The sequence below is a fragment of the Dyadobacter sp. 22481 genome, assembly GCF_052044875.1.
GTDB lineage: Bacteria > Bacteroidota > Bacteroidia > Cytophagales > Spirosomataceae > Dyadobacter > Dyadobacter endophyticus.
Genome location: NZ_JBQENV010000001.1, coordinates 2508010 through 2525515, shown reverse-complemented (window position 1 = coordinate 2525515; position 17506 = coordinate 2508010). Strand labels below are relative to the sequence as shown.

16 protein-coding genes are annotated in these 17506 nt (G+C 50.1%); 13 read left to right on the top strand and 3 right to left on the bottom strand.

Annotated features, from left to right (window positions below):
- Positions 1-98 precede the first annotated feature (98 nt).
- Positions 99-926: an SGNH/GDSL hydrolase family protein gene (locus ACTJJJ_RS09930; RefSeq protein WP_426293934.1), complete on the top strand. Its 828-nt coding sequence runs from the start codon at positions 99-101 to the stop codon at positions 924-926.
- A gap of 9 nt (positions 927-935) precedes the next feature.
- Here the strand turns inward: ACTJJJ_RS09930 and ACTJJJ_RS09925 are convergent, their stop codons facing one another.
- On the bottom strand, positions 936-1493 hold the full coding sequence (locus ACTJJJ_RS09925; protein WP_229221209.1) for a DUF4468 domain-containing protein: 558 nt from the start codon (positions 1491-1493) through the stop codon (positions 936-938).
- Between the two features lie 135 nt (positions 1494-1628).
- Between ACTJJJ_RS09925 and ACTJJJ_RS09920 the strand changes: the two genes are divergently transcribed.
- The 3 genes from ACTJJJ_RS09920 (at position 1629) to purL (ending at position 6274) form a co-directional block, all read left to right on the top strand.
- The gene (locus ACTJJJ_RS09920; RefSeq protein WP_188928106.1) at positions 1629-1982 is read left to right on the top strand and encodes a DUF6152 family protein; all 354 of its coding nucleotides are present in this window, start codon (positions 1629-1631) and stop codon (positions 1980-1982) included.
- Between the two features lie 2 nt (positions 1983-1984).
- On the top strand, positions 1985-2470 hold the full coding sequence (locus tag ACTJJJ_RS09915) for a DUF6644 family protein (RefSeq protein ID WP_188928107.1): 486 nt from the start codon (positions 1985-1987) through the stop codon (positions 2468-2470).
- Between the two features lie 138 nt (positions 2471-2608).
- The gene (purL, locus tag ACTJJJ_RS09910; RefSeq protein WP_440701709.1) at positions 2609-6274 is read left to right on the top strand and encodes a phosphoribosylformylglycinamidine synthase; all 3666 of its coding nucleotides are present in this window, start codon (positions 2609-2611) and stop codon (positions 6272-6274) included.
- Between the two features lie 89 nt (positions 6275-6363).
- Here the strand turns inward: purL and ACTJJJ_RS09905 are convergent, their stop codons facing one another.
- Positions 6364-6990: a TetR/AcrR family transcriptional regulator gene (locus ACTJJJ_RS09905; RefSeq protein WP_426293936.1), complete on the bottom strand. Its 627-nt coding sequence runs from the start codon at positions 6988-6990 to the stop codon at positions 6364-6366.
- Between the two features lie 70 nt (positions 6991-7060).
- On the opposite strand from ACTJJJ_RS09905, the gene ACTJJJ_RS09900 reads away from it, so the two are divergent.
- Together ACTJJJ_RS09900 and ACTJJJ_RS09895 are read left to right on the top strand one after the other, a co-directional pair.
- Positions 7061-7540 carry a hypothetical protein gene (locus ACTJJJ_RS09900; protein WP_426293937.1) on the top strand — a complete coding sequence of 160 codons (480 nt, stop codon included), beginning with the start codon at positions 7061-7063 and terminating at the stop codon, positions 7538-7540.
- A complete protein-coding gene (locus ACTJJJ_RS09895) occupies positions 7540-8112 on the top strand; it encodes a cupin domain-containing protein (protein ID WP_426293938.1) in 573 nt (190 codons plus the stop codon). The genes ACTJJJ_RS09900 and ACTJJJ_RS09895 overlap by 1 nt, the downstream gene beginning before the upstream one ends.
- A 232-nt stretch (positions 8113-8344) precedes the next feature.
- Here ACTJJJ_RS09895 and ACTJJJ_RS09890 read toward each other — a convergent pair whose 3' ends face one another.
- On the bottom strand, positions 8345-9697 hold the full coding sequence (locus tag ACTJJJ_RS09890; RefSeq protein ID WP_426293939.1) for an alpha-L-fucosidase: 1353 nt from the start codon (positions 9695-9697) through the stop codon (positions 8345-8347).
- A gap of 125 nt (positions 9698-9822) precedes the next feature.
- Between ACTJJJ_RS09890 and ACTJJJ_RS09885 the strand changes: the two genes are divergently transcribed.
- The 7 genes from ACTJJJ_RS09885 to ACTJJJ_RS09855 all read left to right on the top strand — a co-directional run bounded on the left by ACTJJJ_RS09885 (position 9823) and on the right by ACTJJJ_RS09855 (position 17477).
- Complete coding sequence (locus tag ACTJJJ_RS09885; protein WP_426293940.1) at positions 9823-10449, top strand: hypothetical protein; 627 nt, start codon at positions 9823-9825, stop codon at positions 10447-10449.
- A 22-nt stretch (positions 10450-10471) separates the two neighbouring features.
- Positions 10472-10669: a hypothetical protein gene (locus ACTJJJ_RS09880; protein WP_188928114.1), complete on the top strand. Its 198-nt coding sequence runs from the start codon at positions 10472-10474 to the stop codon at positions 10667-10669.
- Positions 10670-10705: 36 nt separating this feature from the next.
- On the top strand, positions 10706-11272 hold the full coding sequence (locus tag ACTJJJ_RS09875) for a 2'-5' RNA ligase family protein (RefSeq protein ID WP_426293941.1): 567 nt from the start codon (positions 10706-10708) through the stop codon (positions 11270-11272).
- Between the two features lie 137 nt (positions 11273-11409).
- Entirely contained in the window at positions 11410-11988 is a 579-nt protein-coding gene (locus tag ACTJJJ_RS09870; RefSeq protein WP_426293942.1) for a hypothetical protein, read from the top strand.
- Positions 11989-12102: 114 nt separating this feature from the next.
- Positions 12103-12693, top strand: coding sequence for an RNA polymerase sigma factor (locus ACTJJJ_RS09865; protein ID WP_426293943.1), 591 nt, complete (start codon positions 12103-12105; stop codon positions 12691-12693).
- 73 nt (positions 12694-12766) lie between these two features.
- The gene (locus tag ACTJJJ_RS09860; RefSeq protein WP_426293944.1) at positions 12767-13873 is read left to right on the top strand and encodes a FecR family protein; all 1107 of its coding nucleotides are present in this window, start codon (positions 12767-12769) and stop codon (positions 13871-13873) included.
- A 166-nt stretch (positions 13874-14039) separates the two neighbouring features.
- A complete protein-coding gene (locus ACTJJJ_RS09855; RefSeq protein WP_426293945.1) occupies positions 14040-17477 on the top strand; it encodes a TonB-dependent receptor in 3438 nt (1145 codons plus the stop codon).
- Positions 17478-17506 lie beyond the last annotated feature (29 nt).

Below are 17506 nucleotides of genomic sequence, written 5' to 3'. Positions count from 1 at the left end.
ACAGATCTCTGGTCTCCCTCGTGAGGATTGAGAAGGGTTTGATTTGCAATGGAACGATGGTTCAGTTAACTTTCAGAAAATTCTAATATTTGGAGTTGATGAAAAGATCTCTGCTACTTCTGCTGCTTTTATTTATTGTTGCGGCATCAAAACCGCGAAAAATTACCTGGGTCGCCATCGGTGATTCGATTACCTACCTGAACGATCATCAAAACGAAACCGGGAATCGGGTCACGAAAGGGTATCTTACCCTGATCTCTGAGAAATTTCCGCAGATTACCTATATCAACCAGGGGCATAACGGCTGGACCTCAGTAAATATCGCCGACAAGATCGAATCGCTCGGGCTTGTACAGGCCGATGTGTACACAGTTTTCCTCGGTACCAACGACTGGTGGCAGGGAAAGCCGCTCGGCACACTCACCGACTATAAGGAAGCAAAAGGCAATGGTACGGTCTACGGCGCGTTCAGGGTTATTACCGATAAACTGAGCCAGCTCAACAAAAAGGCGAAAATTATACTCATTACGCCGATGCAACGTGGGGATTTCGTGTATATCAATAGCTATAAAAACAACGCATTTGGCTCTTATAAGTCCAAAAAAGAGCAGACGCTGGAACAATTTGCCAACGCAATACTCGAGATCGGACGAGAAGGGAGGATGCCGGTTGTGGATCTATACCATGATAGTGGTATCAATCTGGACAATATGGTACGTTTTAAAAGACTAAAAGACCCCCAGACTGGCCTCTATAAGGACTTCGTTTACCCCAGTTACGTGGATGTTCCCTTTAATCCCGAATCTGACGAATACCCATATCCCGTAGAAGCTAGCGACATGACTTACGACGGCCTACACCCCTCCGACAAGGGCTACGAGGTGATCGCGCAAATGCTGATGAAGAAATGGAAGGGGTTGAAATAATACCCGGTTCTAGTCTGCCTTTGAGCCGACGATGTATGTCTTAAGATCGGCCAACAGGTTATACAATGATGTGTTGATGCCGTCATTGTCGGCTTTTGCTAATTGAAGAGCTAGTTCGGCGTCCTTGCGTTTTTTACGATTATTTTCAGTTTTAGCGATTTGCTCTTTGGCTGTAATATTATCGTTTTCCTTTGCATTCAGGCGCACTGGGCTATGCTCGGCAGAGACGCCGTCGAGCGTGGTGATGCGTGCGTCATATTGGTTGTCTTTATATTGAACGCCCAAATCGAAACGAACATATTGGTAATCTGAATGAATAACCGGTATGTAGCTGGTGATAAGTATGATGCCTGCCTGTTTGTCGTCGCTGGTGATCGCATTCTCTGCGTTCCCAAACTTTTTTTCGACCCATTCCCTGACTTTTTGATGCAATTCGGCTTTGCCGAGTTTGGGCTGGCCGGAATCGGTGTAGTTAATGCTATTTTTGGAATCGAGTGGCAACCGGCCGTCCTGTGCGAAAGTGTGGGTAGTTGCAGCGAGCAGCGCGAAAAGGAGCAGATGTTTCAAGATGAAGTATTGAGTTGGTGACCGGGCAAATATAGCGGAAAACATTTTGGTCGTGCTTTCAGTTGCTTTCTATTTGGTCCGGTTTTTTAAAACGAATGATTTGGTTACATTTAACTATACTAAATTCAACAGGTTATGGCTAAGCTCAAAAATGTTTCGCTTGCAATTGCGCTTCTCATCTGCGCTTCGTTCACCGTCCTGCACCACGGCTGGGCCGACTACGACCAGACCAAACCAACCGATTTTAAAGCCAAAATCGAAGATCTTACCTATGAGAACCCGCACGTATTGGCCAAAGTGAAGTACAACAAGGAACTCACCACTGTGTACCTCGCACCCGTTACCCGAATGGAATCACGCGGATTGAATGCGGATATGATCAAAAAAGGCACGACGATCCGTTTTGTCGCCTACCCGCACAAAACCGAAAAAAACGAAATGCGCGCTGAACGCATTTTTGTGGGAAATGATAAATACGAACTTCGCTAGGCGTGCAGTCGTATCATCAATGGCTCGAATGGCTGGAAAAATCCGCATGGGCTGTAAGCATCAGGCAATCGCTGTGGTTATACCCGGCCTTGGAGATCGTACATATATTAGGCATTGTGCTACTCGTAGGCGCAGCGTTCCTTTTCGATCTGCGCCTGCTGGGTTTTTCGCGTAACCTGCCTGTTACCGGCTTGTCGAAGCATTTGTTGCCCTGGTCGCAGCGGGGGCTGATACTCATTATTCCTTCCGGCCTGCTGCTCTTCATTACCAATGCACAGGCGCTCGGCGCCGATCCGGTTTTCTGGACGAAGGTCGGGCTGATATTGTTTGCCGGGCTGAATGTATTCGTATTTCACCGGTTTGTTTACGAGCCGTTCAAATTCCGCGGTGCTTCGGGTGATATGCCGGGGATGGCACGGCTCTGCGCAGGTATTTCGATTGTGGTTTGGGTTGCGGTAGTGACTTGCGGGAGGTTGCTGGCTTATTGAGCCGAGCGGTTTGCTCATTTGTGCCTCCGGCACTTATCGTTCGAAGAGCCCAGAGGCACGGACGTTTTTTAAACCAGGTAATTCATTGCCTGGTTTAAAAAGTAAAAAAGACGTACCTTTGCGCCTTAATTGGACATCATGATTTACTTCTTCACTTGCGGGGACGACACCGTCTTTGCACTACAAACCGAGCGAACGCTCACTGCCTCCGATTCCTCTAAATTAAGCTGGCTTTTCGGCGGCGCAGAACTCCGGAAGGAGACCGTTCTCACAGACTATTTCGTTGGGCCCCGCGCTGCCATGATTACACCATGGAGCACCAATGCCGTCGAGATTACCCAGAATATGGGTTTGGAAGGCATTGTTCGCATCGAGGAGTTCAAGAAGGTAGGCGCTGATTTTGAGGACTTCGATCCGATGCTCTCGCAGAAATACAGCCAACTGAGCCAGGATATTTACACCATCAATATCAAACCTGAAAAAGTTCAGGAAATCGACGATATTGCTGCCTATAACAAGCAGGAAGGCCTTGCGTTGAATGAAGAGGAAGTCGACTATCTCATTGGTCTCTCCGAAAAGCTTGGCCGCAAGCTGACCGACTCTGAAGTATTCGGCTTCTCACAGGTCAATTCCGAGCACTGCCGCCACAAGATCTTCAACGGGGTATTTGTGATCGACGGCCAGGAGCAACCTCTTTCACTTTTCAAGCTAATCCGTAAAACATCCGAAACCAATCCGAACTCGATTGTCTCGGCTTACAAAGACAATGTAGCATTTCTGAAAGGCCCGGTAGTACAACAATTTGCGCCTAAATGCCCGGACGTGCCGGAATATTACGAAATAAAGGATTTTGAGTCTGTCCTTTCCCTAAAAGCGGAAACCCATAACTTCCCGACCACGGTCGAGCCTTTTAATGGTGCTGCAACGGGTTCGGGAGGCGAAATCCGTGACCGCCTTGCCGGCGGCCAAGGTTCTATTCCGCTTGCGGGTACGGCAGTATATATGACAGCGTTCTCGCGACTGGAAGAAAACCGGGCGTGGGAAAAAGGAGTTGAGGAGCGCCAATGGCTTTACCAGACGCCCATGGACATTCTTATTAAGGCATCTAACGGCGCTACGGATTTTGGTAACAAGTTTGGCCAGCCGTTGATCGTTGGCTCGGTGCTTACATTCGAACACGAGGAAGGCGGTCGCACGCTGGGTTATGACAAAGTGATCATGCAAGCAGGCGGTATTGGCTACGGAAAAGCCGAACAGGCCAAAAAACATACCCCTGTCACCGGCGACAAAGTGGTGGTAATGGGTGGGGAGAACTACCGGATCGGCATGGGCGGTGCGGCTGTTTCGTCTGCTGATACCGGCGCGTTCGGTTCGGGAATCGAGCTGAATGCGATCCAGCGCTCCAACCCGGAAATGCAGAAACGTGTTGCCAATGCAGTGCGTGGGATGGTTGAAAGCGGAAACAATACAATTATTTCGATCCACGACCACGGTGCGGGCGGACATTTGAACTGTTTGTCTGAGCTAGTGGAGGAAACGGGCGGCAAGATAGACCTCGATAAGCTGCCGGTAGGAGACCCTACGCTTTCAGCCAAAGAGATCATTGGCAACGAATCCCAGGAACGAATGGGCCTGGTAATCAGCCAAGATGATATCGACTTCCTGCAACGCATCGCCGATCGCGAACGCGCGCCGATGTATACAGTGGGAGAGGTGACCGGCGACCACCGTTTCACATTCGAATCCTCGACCACTGGTGCTAAGCCGATGGACCTTGCGATGGACGAAATGTTCGGTAGCTCGCCTAAGACTTATATGCACGACAAAACAGTGGATCGCACTTATGAGCCCGTTCAATACGAGACCTCGAAACTGCATCAATACCTGGAACAGTTGCTGCAACTTGAAGCAGTCGCCTCGAAAGACTGGTTGACCAACAAGGTGGATCGCTGCGTAGGCGGGCACGTGGCCAAGCAGCAAACTGCCGGACCGCTGCAATTGCCATTGAATAACGTCGGCGTAATGGCGCTCGACTTCCAGGGAAAGGACGGTATCGCAACTTCCATCGGTCATGCACCGCTTTCGGCATTGATCGATCCGGCGGCCGGCAGCCGCAATGCGGTAGCCGAAGCACTTTCCAACATCGTTTGGGCGCCCTTGAAAGACGGACTGGCAACGGTTTCGCTTTCGGCTAACTGGATGTGGGCATGCAAGAATGAAGGAGAGGACGCGCGTTTGTACAAAGCCGTGCAAGCTTGCTCCGATTTTGCCATCAGCCTTGGCATCAACATCCCGACGGGAAAAGACTCCCTGTCGATGAAGCAGAAATACAAAGATGGCGACGTGATCGCACCGGGTACCGTCATCATTTCGGCGGGTGGCCATTGCGACGACATTACAGCTGTTGTGGAGCCGGTACTGCGCAAATCGGGCGGTTCTATTTATTATATCAACCTGTCGGGTGATCGTTTCAAACTTGGTGGCTCATCTCTGGCCCAAATCCTGAACAAAATCGGTTCAGAAACGCCCGATATCCAGGACGCCGCGCAGTTCAAGACGACATTCAATGCGATCCAGCAATTGATCAAAGCCGGAAAAATCCAGGCGGGTCACGATATTGGCAGCGGTGGTTTGATCACCACATTGCTTGAAATGTGCTTCGCGGATCGTGATTTGGGTGCATCCATTGATTTGTCTGTACTCGGCGATCAGGACATTATAGAGAAATTGTTCTCAGAAAACATCGGTATCGTATTCCAGGCTGACGAATCGGCCGAAGCCGTGCTCGCGGAAAGCGGGGTTGCATTCCACAAGATCGGGACCGTGAATCTCGCTTCGACGCTGACAGTGAAAGACGCGACAGGCAAATGGGACTTTGATATCGACCGTCTGCGCGATGTTTGGTTCAAAACTTCTTATTTGTTAGACCAAAAGCAAACAGGCAACGGCCTCGCGAAAGAGCGTTTCGACAACTACAAGCACCATGTGCTGCGCTACAAATTCCCTGCGCAGTTCGACGGCAAGAAGCCAGTGATCGACGCTTCTAAACCACGCCCGAAAGCCGCAGTACTCCGCGAAAAGGGCAGTAATTCCGAACGTGAGCTTGCCAACGCCATGTACCTCGCTGGTTTCGATGTAAAAGACGTCCACATGACCGATCTTATTTCCGGCCGTGAGACCCTGGAAGATATCCAGTTCATCGGAGCCGTAGGAGGTTTCTCTAATTCTGACGTTTTGGGCTCTGCCAAAGGCTGGGCCGGTGCATTTTTGTACAACGAAAAAGCTAAAATCGCGCTCGAAAACTTCTTCAAACGCGATGACACGCTGTCTGTCGGCATCTGTAACGGTTGTCAGCTCTTTATCGAGCTCGGCCTCATCAACCCGGATCATGAACAAAAACCGAAAATGCTGCACAATGCGAGTCATAAGCACGAGAGTATTTTCACTTCAATGACTGTCCAGCCCAATAACTCGGTTATGCTTTCCTCGCTTGCGGGAGCGACTCTGGGCGTGTGGGTGTCACACGGGGAAGGCCGCTTCCAATTGCCTTTAGCTGAGAATCAATACAATATCGTTTCCAAATACGGCTACGAGACTTACCCGGCTAATCCGAATGGGTCGGATTATAATACTGCCATCCTTTGCGACAACTCAGGCCGCCATTTGGTGACTATGCCCCATATCGAGCGGTCGCTCTTTCAGTGGCATTGGGCAAATTATCCGGAAGGACGCAAGGACGAAGTTTCGCCATGGATGGAAGCATTCGTGAACGCGCGAAAATGGATTGAAGAGCGAAATAAATAGGTTTTTAGGAAGAAAGGGGAGGATATTGGCAAGTTCCTTCTGATAATCAGGCCCGTCTCGATGGTAATCGTGACGGGCTTTTTTGTTTGCTACGGATTCAATTCCCCCACAAACCGGTCTATATCCTCAATCCCCTTCTTGGTAGCATAAGGCCGAAACAAATGTGCCTTCATTCTCAGATAATGTGTTAGCTGCCGCGCAAGGTGTTGTCTTGATTCGGTTAGAACGGCCTCGGAAAGCCAAAACCGGCTTTGCAGACTATTGCTGGAAATGATCAACAACTTATCATCCCCGGAGCTGAATTTCAGATATTTGTTTTCTTCCAAAAGCTCGATATCGTGTACCAGCCCCGATATTCTGTTCTGGATCACATTGCCCTGGTAGTTGGCTGCGATGCGCGTGTTTTGTTCCATTAAATGCACCATGCTCAGCAGAAGGCATTGGTATTTCAGCCCATTTTCAAATAGCAACTTGTTCTTCTGAAGAAAGTCATACAGGCTATCCACAGGTAAGTTGCTGTGAATAGCTGAATTAGACTCGGTGTAGGCCTGGCTGATATTGAAAACAAGGTCGTCCTTGGTAGGGAAGTAGTAGGTGAGGTTACCGATGCGCATGCCGAGGTCACCGGCAAGCTCGCGCATGCCTACATACTCGATGCCTTTGAGATTGAAGAGCTCCAATGCCCGTTTAATAATTTTTTCCTGGGTTGCGTTCACGATGATTTGGTCAATGTCCTAAATTGTTATAATTTTAGGTCGTTGTCCAAAAATATAACATTCCAACCTCATGACGAAATCATTTCCAAACATCTTGCAAATTCTCGCGTCGATCGCCTTCATTACCATCATCGGCGCCGCTATTTATGAACATGCCGCCGTGGTACCAGTGTGGAGCGCTGCGCCACCGCGTTCACTTTCCATGTTCCAGGGCGAGTATGGTCTCCAAGCAGTTAACTTTTGGAAACCAGTACACCCGGTTGCTATTCTATTACTCGCGGCCGCATTGGTTGCGAATTGGCGACAGCCGAGCCGCAGGCAATTGTTGATCGTTGTCAGCGGTTACGTGGTGATACTTGGGCTTACCGCAGTCTATTTCGTCCCTGAACTGCTGGCCATCACCACGTCAGCTTACTCGCCCGCGGTGAACGGCGACCTTGCCGAACGTGCCCAAACATGGGAAAAGCTGAGCCTCGTCCGTTTGAGCGGGTTGCTCGTGCTGGCGGTGGTGTTATTGCATGGTTTAACGACAAAACAGACAAACAAATAATGGAAACCCTCACAATGGAAAAAAACTATCCTGTTACGATCGACAATGGCCACGGTGAGCGGCTGACTTTTCTCGGTCGGGAGCTACGCGACGGCGTTGAGTACGTCCAGGTCGAAAACCAGGTAAGTCCCGGCGCAGGCCCACCCATGCACGTGCATCACCAGCAGCACGAGAGCCTTCATATTCTGGAAGGCAAGATGGGCATCGAAGTCCTCGGCAAGCAACCCTATTTCGTGCACAAAGGAGAATCTGCGACTTTTGAGCCGGGCATCGCGCACCGTTTCTGGAACGCGGGTGATACGGTGCTTCACTGCAAAGGTGAAATCTGGCCGCCGCATAATATCGAGTATTTCCTGGGAGAAATCTACCGCTCGTCGCGCGAAAACGGCCATGGTCGCCCCGGCGCATTCGACTCCGCGTTTCTGTTAAAGAAATACCACACCGAGTTCGATATGCTGGGCATTCCTGCGTTTGTGAAAAAGGTTGTTTTCCCCGTCATATTGTTTTTGGGTAAAATGCGCGGGAAGGATAAGCCTTTTCAAAATGCGCCGGAAGCACAACCAGCTCGATGAGTTGGTAAAGGTCCCAATAATCCATTCTGGAATACCGGTGCTGCTGCACCGGCTTCATGGTGGCCCAAAGTGAGCTAAACCACGACCTGCCCAAGCGACCTATTCCGCACTTTCCTCGAGCTGGTCTTCTTCCAAAAGCTCGGAGAACGAAGTGGGCATAGGAGCAATGGATGATTGGTAAAGCCTCTGGTCACATTCGTAATCACTCATGTTCCTCTATTTAAAGATCGCACTATTGCGCCCCATCAATCCCCGATTTCGAAGTCTTTTTCTCTTCCGGTGCCTTAAACTTCGCATTCGAAATCTTCAAAACCACCGCGTTAGGCCAGGTTCGGTTGGTATAAAACCGCTGCCCGTTCACCGCGCTCACAGCCAGCCCAAGAGGCGTAGCGACAGACCGTATCGAAGCATCAAAATTGTTCACGTACTCCACCAGCTCGCTGCCGTAACCCAGTACCTCGACTTTGGTGGCGGCAGTGCCTTCGATTATCGGGAACAGGAATTCTCGGCGTTGACCGTATTTCCATTCGTCGTCGCGCTTCTTGGTGATAAAGGCGTAAATGGTTCTTTCGTCGTTGGACTGCGTGAACCAGATGTCCTTGTCGCGGATGACGGGGAATGGTTTGACGGCGTATATGGATTCTCCGTTCGCGAAGTTCCAGAGGGCGATTTCGCGGAGGAGGGCTTCCTGCTCGATCTGGATCTCGCCATTCGGTTTCGGGCCGACGTTCAAGAGGAAATTGCCGCCCTTGGCGCGGATCTCGATGAGCATGTTGATGATCTCGGTGCCCGATTTGTGCGGGTCGTTGGTGGGTTTGTATTGCCAGTCGGTACCCATCGTGTAGCAGGCTTCCCACGGGCGCGGTGAGGCTTTGTCGGGGATGTTCTGCTCGGGCGTGTTCATGGCGTCGCGCGTGATCACGAGCTCGGGTTGCAGGCTCCACGCGTACTCGCGCAGGCCGTCGCCGGGACCGTCGAAGAACATAATGTCGATTTTGCCGTAATTGGTAAGCAATTCCTTGATCTGCGCCTTGTCGTATTCCATCAGTTTGGGATTGTTCATCGGGAACTGGCGCTTATCCTGCAAGCGGCCGAGCGGGATACCGTTCTGGTGGAAAAACAGGAAATCTTCCGGCGAAAAATACAGTCCGATGGCAATGCCCTGCTTGCGGAATGCGTCGATGATCTCCCTGGTCACGTCCCGTTTGAAAGGTGTATTCATCACATTGAAAGTCGTCGTTTTGGTATCGAACATGCAGAAACCGGCGTGGTGCTTGGTTGTGAAAACGACATATTTCATTCCGGCAAGCCGCGCCATTGCGGCCCATTCGTCTGGATCGAACTTTTTTGGGTTGAAAAACGTCGGCAATTGCTTCATATATCGGTTCACATAATCCTCCGAAGCCCCGGCGAGCGAATGGCTGATCACCGTCCCGAGCGACACATCCACATTCCAGTGAATGAACATCCCGAAACCCAGGTCCTGGAACCATTTGACGCGGTCGGGTTTGTTGGCGGTTTGCTGGGCGTGGGTGGCGGTGGCGAGGCTGAGGAGTAGTAGGAGTGATAAGAGTCTGGTGCGCATTGTTTGAAAAGGTCTTTTTGGAAAGACTGGATTTGGCGCTTACGATACTCTGTTTTGGGCGAGTTTTTGAAAATAGTTTCAGGCCCATTGGTTATATTAGGGTTTTCGAAAACACTTCATCATGCATGAAAATCTTCAAATTGACATGGCTGTTTATCTTTGCGACCGTGACAGTTGCGGCAGCGCAGAGCGGTGAAATTTACCGGCTCACATTCAGCGATCCGACTAACTTTGACATTATGAATAGTCTGTCGCACAAACAGCCGAAGACCATCCTCATTTCAAATACAACGAACAGATGGGATTACACCGTTTTCTGGAATGGGTTTGTAGGTGGCGAAACGCAGGACCAGATTGATACAGAAACGAAGACAAGTCGCCATGAATCCTATGACCCGGAATACCTTTTTCGTGATCCGCAAATGTTGAAAGCCATTAGTGGTACCGAGCGCAAATCGCTTCGAAAACGAACTTTGAAGCCTACGACAGCCAAGAAAATAGTCTTAAAAGGGACCAACTACCGCACGATAGCCTCAATCAAACATGTAAAGGGCTTTTGTGTGTCCACCACCGAACCTATTTTTACTTCTGATGGACGCTATGCGTTTATTGATGTTGCAATCTATTTTGGTGGCCATTACCAAATCGACGGCGCGTGGTACGGGGACTTTGGCTCGGTCACGATCGCATACGCAAAGCAGCCGAACGGTAAATGGAAGAAGTTTAAGAAGTTTGATCATCTGATTTTGTAGATCAATCTTGATACATAAGCTTATGACAAGAAAAATTGCCATGGTTAAACGCGTCGTTGACATGAAAACGCATTGCCAGCCAAGCGACGACCTGGAATATTGGCTCAGTAAAACACCACAGGAAAGATTGGCGGCAGTTACCTTTCTAGTGAATCAAATGTTAAAGCCTGGCGAACGAATGGACAAAACTGTGTTTATTCGTAGAAAATTAAAAGAATAAGTCATGTCTGGCATTTGCTCATACTCCCTGGCGATCATGCCCCCGTCAACAATTGCCGAAGACGTCCGCGGCTTTAAACAAGACTACCGCAACGCCATCGGTAAATCCTACGGCAGCGCCAACGCCGACGGCCACATTTCCCTTGATGGTTTCGATGCAGCAGAAACTGATTATCCATTAATCCTGGCCGAATACACCAGGGTGGTTTCCCAACTAAGCCCATTCGAGCTGAACTTCTCCGGCTTCGCCGATTTCGACCGCGCCAACTTCTCCGCATTCTACATCAAACCCACAGAAGCATCATGCGATGCCATTCGCGAGCGCACGCAGGCGATCATGAAGGCTTTTGACAAGAAGTTCAAAAAGCAGTACATGCAGAAATGGGCCGACGAGTCGAAGAACCCGCACATGTCCATCGGGCGCAGGCTTACGCGGGAGTGGATTGCATTGGGCTATACCATTTTCATGGAATATGAGGCTGGGTTTCTGTGCAACTCGTTCGCGATCCGGAAGTATAATGAGAAGCGTCGGCAGTATGAGGTGATTGATACTGTTCCGTTGCTGGGGCAGAATGCATCGGGCGGGCAGATTACTTTGTTCTAGTCTGGAATACTGATTTCCGCATTCTGCCAATGTGCAGCCCATCGCCACATTCGAAAGCGTTTAATTCATAGGAGCCCCGTACTTAACCGCAGGCTTCTGCCTCTGTTTCAGTGATTCGCAAATAATCCTAAAAAACAATGCTCCAACACTACACCCTCAACGAATTCTACGCCGATGCGCTTTCGCACCGCCTTGCCCTAGCGAAAAAATGGTGGGACAGGATACTCTTTTTCACATTTGCCGCCGTGTTTATAACAGCTTGGCTGGGCTTGTTTTTGAGAAAGGAGCAAACCGGTGCGCTAATGGATCGCTATGGTGGGATATTTACCCAATGGATTTTTGAAGAGCCCTATTCCCAGCAGCGTATGATCGGTATTTTCGGGTTCGCATTCCTGGCTAACGTAGCGCCGACACTTGTGTTTTTCGTGCGGAAGAACTGGATTTTTCCCAAGGCTTCTATGAATTTGCGTGGATATGCGACCGTTCAATCCAAAAAAGAGATAAGGCTGCCGCGGAGCCGCGGCGCAACTAAAACCCCGAAGGCATTTTATGTATACGTCGGACATCCCGTGAGCGGGAAAGTAGTGCCGGTGGAAATCCACGAGGGTTGGTATAACACATTGAATGCCGGAAATCAGGTGAATACATACTACCATCCCAGCAGCGATAATGTCTTGTATCTGGTTAATAATCAGCACCCGATCGCCTCAAACTGACTAATATATAACCATTCCTGACTTGATTTTGATAAAATTTCCGGGAACATTGTCGGGTGGTTCAGAGAATTACTCGTCTATGCCAGTTAATAAACAACTGCGTATTTTTAAGTTTTGGGGAACTTCGAGAGAATAATTGACGACAGCGAGCTTTGGCTGGATTACCGCAACGGTGACAATGAGGCGCTGGGCCTGCTCGCCGACCGTTATTATGGTGCGTTGCGGCGTTATGGCATGAAGTTTCTCGTCGACGAAAGTATTGTCGAAGATTGCATTCAAGACCTCTTCCTGGACCTCTGGCAGAACCGTGAGCGGATTAGTCAAACGCCGTCGGTTAAGTTTTACCTATTCAAAGCCATTCGGCACAGCATTCTGGGGCATATGCGTTACCAACAGCGATTCGCCAACGAGGAGTCGCAGGATTGGGACAGTGCTATGCCCGAAAACTTCAATGCGGAATCGCTGCTGATCGAGCAGGAGACTTTGAATAGCCTTGTAGCGCAAATGCATGCACAAATGGAGGCTTTGCCCAAGCGCGAGCGGGAGGCGCTGTTCCTGCGCTACTACGAGAATATGAGCGTGGCGGATATTTCCGGTGTGATGGGAGTCAATAGGCAGTCGGTTTCTAATTTTCTTCAAAAGGGCATCACCCGCATTCGTTCAAAGTGGTTTGTAACGACGGTATTTAACCTGTGCTTCTTTTAATTTTTTTCTTCATCCGAGGGTATATCGGTTCTTGTTATTCATAATATCATAGAAATCATTTGAAAAATGAAGAATGGACAGGGCAGACTACGATTTGAATACTCCCGAAGACTTTCTGCAAAATGACCGCTTCCGTCATTGGATAAAGCATCGGTTATCACAAGACAGGACTTTTTGGGAAGAATTTTTAATGCAGTACCCCGAAAAACGTCCCGCCTATGAAAGGGCTGTGGCGATGCTGCTGGTAATCTTTGGAAAGGAGCAGGCTGAGACAGGCGCCCTCAGCGATGGTGCAGGGAAGGTTCGTGAAATGCTGAATGCGGCGACCCACTGCGACGAGGCCGACCGCTCCGAGCTCGGCCGTGATGAGCCATTACCACTGTGGCGCTGGCTGCGTTGGTCCGCGGCTGCGGTGTTGGTGATCGGCTTGGGGTTCTGGTGGAGCAAGACAGGGCGTGAGGCCGCACTTGTCGATAAGGGTGTTGCTGGCATTAGCAAGCGCGAGAATGGCAAGTGGGTTATCCATGAAAACGAGTCGCAGGCTATTATGCTGGTGAACCTGCCCGACGGCTCGTCAGTATTGCTCAGTAAAGGAAGCAGCATTCGTTTTGGAAAGGAAATGAATGAGTCCGAACGCAATGTATTCCTTGACGGCGAGGGCTTTTTTGAAGTAGTCAAGAATCCTGCGAAACCATTTCTCGTGCATACCGACAAGCTCACGACGCGTGTATTGGGTACGAGCTTTCGCGTAAGATCTTTTCCGGGCCAGGCGGAGGCCGAAGTAGCTGTCAAAACAGGCAAGGTAGCCGTGATCGCGGATGACGACCGTACCGCAGAACCGCTTATGCTTTATCCCAATCAGCGCGTAAGCCTGGTCCGCAAAAATGACAGGCTGGTCAGCTCTGTTACCGGGCCGGCGCACATTGAAACAACTACTCCGATCGAGACAGAGCCATTTTATTTTCAGTTCACGCCATTATCGGAGGCTTTTAAAACACTGGAAACGCATTATGCGGTAAAGATTCTTTTTGATGACGAAAAGATGAGGCATTGCACGGTTACCGCATCGCTGAAAGACGAACCGTTTCTGGAAAAGGTCCGTCTGATATGCCTGGCTACGGAGGCCTCATTTGTGCTCAAAGGCGATACGGTCGCCGTTTCGGGAGCCGGTTGCCCCTAATGCCCGCTGGCCGGGTGCCTATAAAATTCTCACCTAACTTTTGTTTTATGCAAAAAACATCTGCGATTAATGGCTCATAGCCGAATCTGAATGCGTGCCGGGCAGATACAGTGCCGGCGACGCGCTGCTTTTCTAAACTTTAACCAATCATGAAAATTCTTTTACAATGAAATTGAACGCAACAGGTTCCAAACAATCCGTGCGCAGTTTGCTGGGCATCCAGACGCTGCTCATGCTGCTGTTCATGCAGTTCAGCTGGGCCAAAAACGGTGCCGCACAGGAAATGCTCAACCAGCGAATCTCGATCTCGGTCGAAAATGAGCGGATCGAGTCAGTCATTTTGAAGCTAGAAAAATCGGCTAATGTCCGTTTTCTGTACAGCCGGGAAATTATTAAATCGCAGCGTAAGATCAGCTTTGAAGCGGAGAATAAACCGCTTTCGGCAGTGCTGGAAAGCATTCTGCAACCGTTGGGACTGAAATATGAGGTGTCCGGAGATAAAATTGTTCTCAAAAGACAGCCGCATACTTCCCAAGCGCAGATCGGAGAAGCAACAGCCCCTGAGGCCACCCAGGCCAATGCAGAAATCAGCGTTTCGGGGACAGTGACGGACAATACCGGCACCGGCCTGCCCGGCGTGAGCATTCTCGTGAAGGGCACACAAACGGGTACCACTACGGATGCCGAGGGTAAATATAAACTCTCGGTAGCGGATGGTAGTTCGGTGATGATATTCAGTTTCGTGGGTTATGTATCACAAGAAATCGCAGTGGGTGGGAAGAGCACGATCGATGTGCAATTGCTATCCGATGACCGCGCGTTGGAAGAAGTGGTGGTGGTAGGTTATGGAACGCAGAAAAAGGCGAACCTAACCGGTGCAGTGTCGACAATAGACTCGAAGGTAATTGAGAACCGGCCATCGAGCAACCTCGCAACGGGTATGCAGGGTGTCACTCCCGGTTTGGTGGTTACGCGCCAAACAGGGCAGCCCGGTCGGGAAAACGTCAATATTCAGATCCGTGGTGCTACTTCGGCCAATGGTAATGTGAACCCGCTTGTGTTGCTGGATGGCGTCAGTGTGCCCATCAGCACGATGCAAACCATGAACCCTAACGACGTTGAGAGCATCAGCGTGCTCAAAGACGCTGCTGCGGCGGCGATTTACGGTGCGCAAGCTGCCGGCGGTGTAATTTTGATTACAACAAAAAAGGGAAAATCCGGTAAAGTTACATTCGATTATCTGGGACAACAAGGTATAGACTGGTCGCTGAACGTTCCCGATCGGATGTCGCTGATGGACGAAGCTTTGTTCTCGAACCTTGCGCGACTCAACTCGGGAAGCAGCCCGGAATATAGCGATGAAGAAATGCAACGTATACGTGACAGGGTACCTTACGCGATTAATCCCGCCGATACTTCGTCCTATTTGTATTACAACCAGGATCCGATTGCTAACCAAATTCTGCGCAAATACACCTCCATGAGCACGCACAACATTACCGCGCGGGGCGGGACTGAGAAGCTCAACTTTCTCATTTCAGGGGGGTACTACAACAAACAAGGCGTTTTTAAGGTGGGGCCAGACAATTATAACCGCTATAATGTGCGGATGAATCTTGGGTCGCAGCTCACAAAACACCTGACGCTCGACAGCCGCTTGGCCTACACCAATGACAAGGCAAGAACGGCTTCGGCAGAGGTGAATGGCGGTGGTTTGATTTACCAGGTCTACCGTTTCCGGACCAGAAACCCGTTTTTTACACCTGAGGGCCGCTATAACACGGCGAACAATACTTATGCGATCCTCGAATCGGGTGGCTATAATGAGAACCGCAGAAATTACTTCGACGGGGTATTTACACTGACAGCCGCCAACTTTGTCAAAGGCCTGCAAATCCGCGCCATTGCCGGAACGCAATACCGCCGCGGTGACCGGCAGCAGTTCAACCGCACCGTGCCGCTTTGGAGCAAATCCAAGGTTGCAAGTTATGTGAATCAAATCAACGGATACACAGTGACCAACGATGTAACCAAGAATACCAACTTGCAAGCATTAGTGAATTACGACTTTGCGGTAGGCAAAGACCATAACTTTGGCCTTTTTGCAGGTTACCAGTGGGAAGACTTCCGGACGGATACATTATCTACCGGTGCTACTAATCTGGTAAGCAACGATTTGCCTACGCTAAACCTGGGCGACGATAAAACCAAAAGCAACCGTCAGATTATCGCGACTTATGCGTTTCAGTCTGTTTTCGGAAGATTTAATTATAACTACAAAAACAAATACCTGCTGGAAGCGACGATCCGTCTGGACGAGAGCTCGAAGCTCGCGCCGGGCTTGAGAAGGAAAGTATTTCCGGCCGCATCGGTAGGATGGAATGTGCATCAGGAAGACTGGTTTGCGAGCCCCTTGCCGTTCTTCTCCGAATTTAAACTACGCGGCTCGTGGGGACGGTTAGGAGGAGCATTGGGCACAAACATCGGCTACTATGATTACCTGAGTCAGCTTAGCCGTGGCAATAACCTGGTGCTGGGCGATTCGCGGACTTCCTATATTTCGCAGGGCTCGATACCCTCTGCTGCCCTTTCCTGGGAAACGATTGAAACGACCAATGGCGGTATAGATATCGGTTTGCTGCAAAACCGGCTGCAATTCAGCGGGGATTATTATGTGAAATACAACCGGAATATGCTTACGCCGCAGCAACTGCCTGGTGTGATCGGGGTAGGAACGCCCAGAAAGAATAATGGGGAATTGAAATCGTGGGGTTGGGAAACCGAGCTCCGTTTCAGGGATAAAATTGGCAAGGATTTCAATTACTCAGTGGCGATCAATTTCTCGGATAACAACAACAAGCTGATTAACTTCTCGGGCAGGACCGTGGTGTCGGCCGGTACCAATGGTTTGATCGAGGGTTATGCCTTGAATACCGTTTGGGGCTACCAGACTAATGGTTATTTTAACAATGCCGATGAGGTGAAACAGTGGGCATTCCAGGACAACCGTGCCGGGGCTGGTGATGTCAAATATGTTGACCTCAACGGTGACAAGCGCCTTTCGGTAGGTAAGGGAACTGTGGCCGACCATGGCGACCTTGTTTTGCTTGGTACCACTGCGCCGCGTTACCTGTTCGGGGTGAATTTGGGGGCAAGCTGGAAAGGGTTTGACTTTACGGCATTCTTCCAGGGAGTGGGCAAACGCAGCTACCGCTCCACGCCCGAGTCTATCGCGCCGCTGCTTGTTACCTGGAAACAAGCCATGGGCATTCACAGCGATTACTGGACACCCGAAAACACGGATGCGTTGTTCCCCAGACCTTACACCGGCGCGACGCACAACTATGTCGCTTCGGATAAATGGACGCTGGATGCGAGCTACATACGCCTGAAAAACATCCAGTTTGGCTATACCGTGCCATCGCGCATTACCGAGCGCATTAAAGTGTCGCGCGCAAGGATCTTCTTCTCCGGACAGGATATTTTGACGTTCTCCGGACTGGGCAAATTCCAGGGCTATTTTGATCCTGAAACGCGCGACGGCGTGGAGAACGACTATCCGTTCTTCGCGACGGCTTCGGTGGGTATTAATGTCTCGTTCTAAAATTCTGACTGATCATGGTTTCTAAGAAA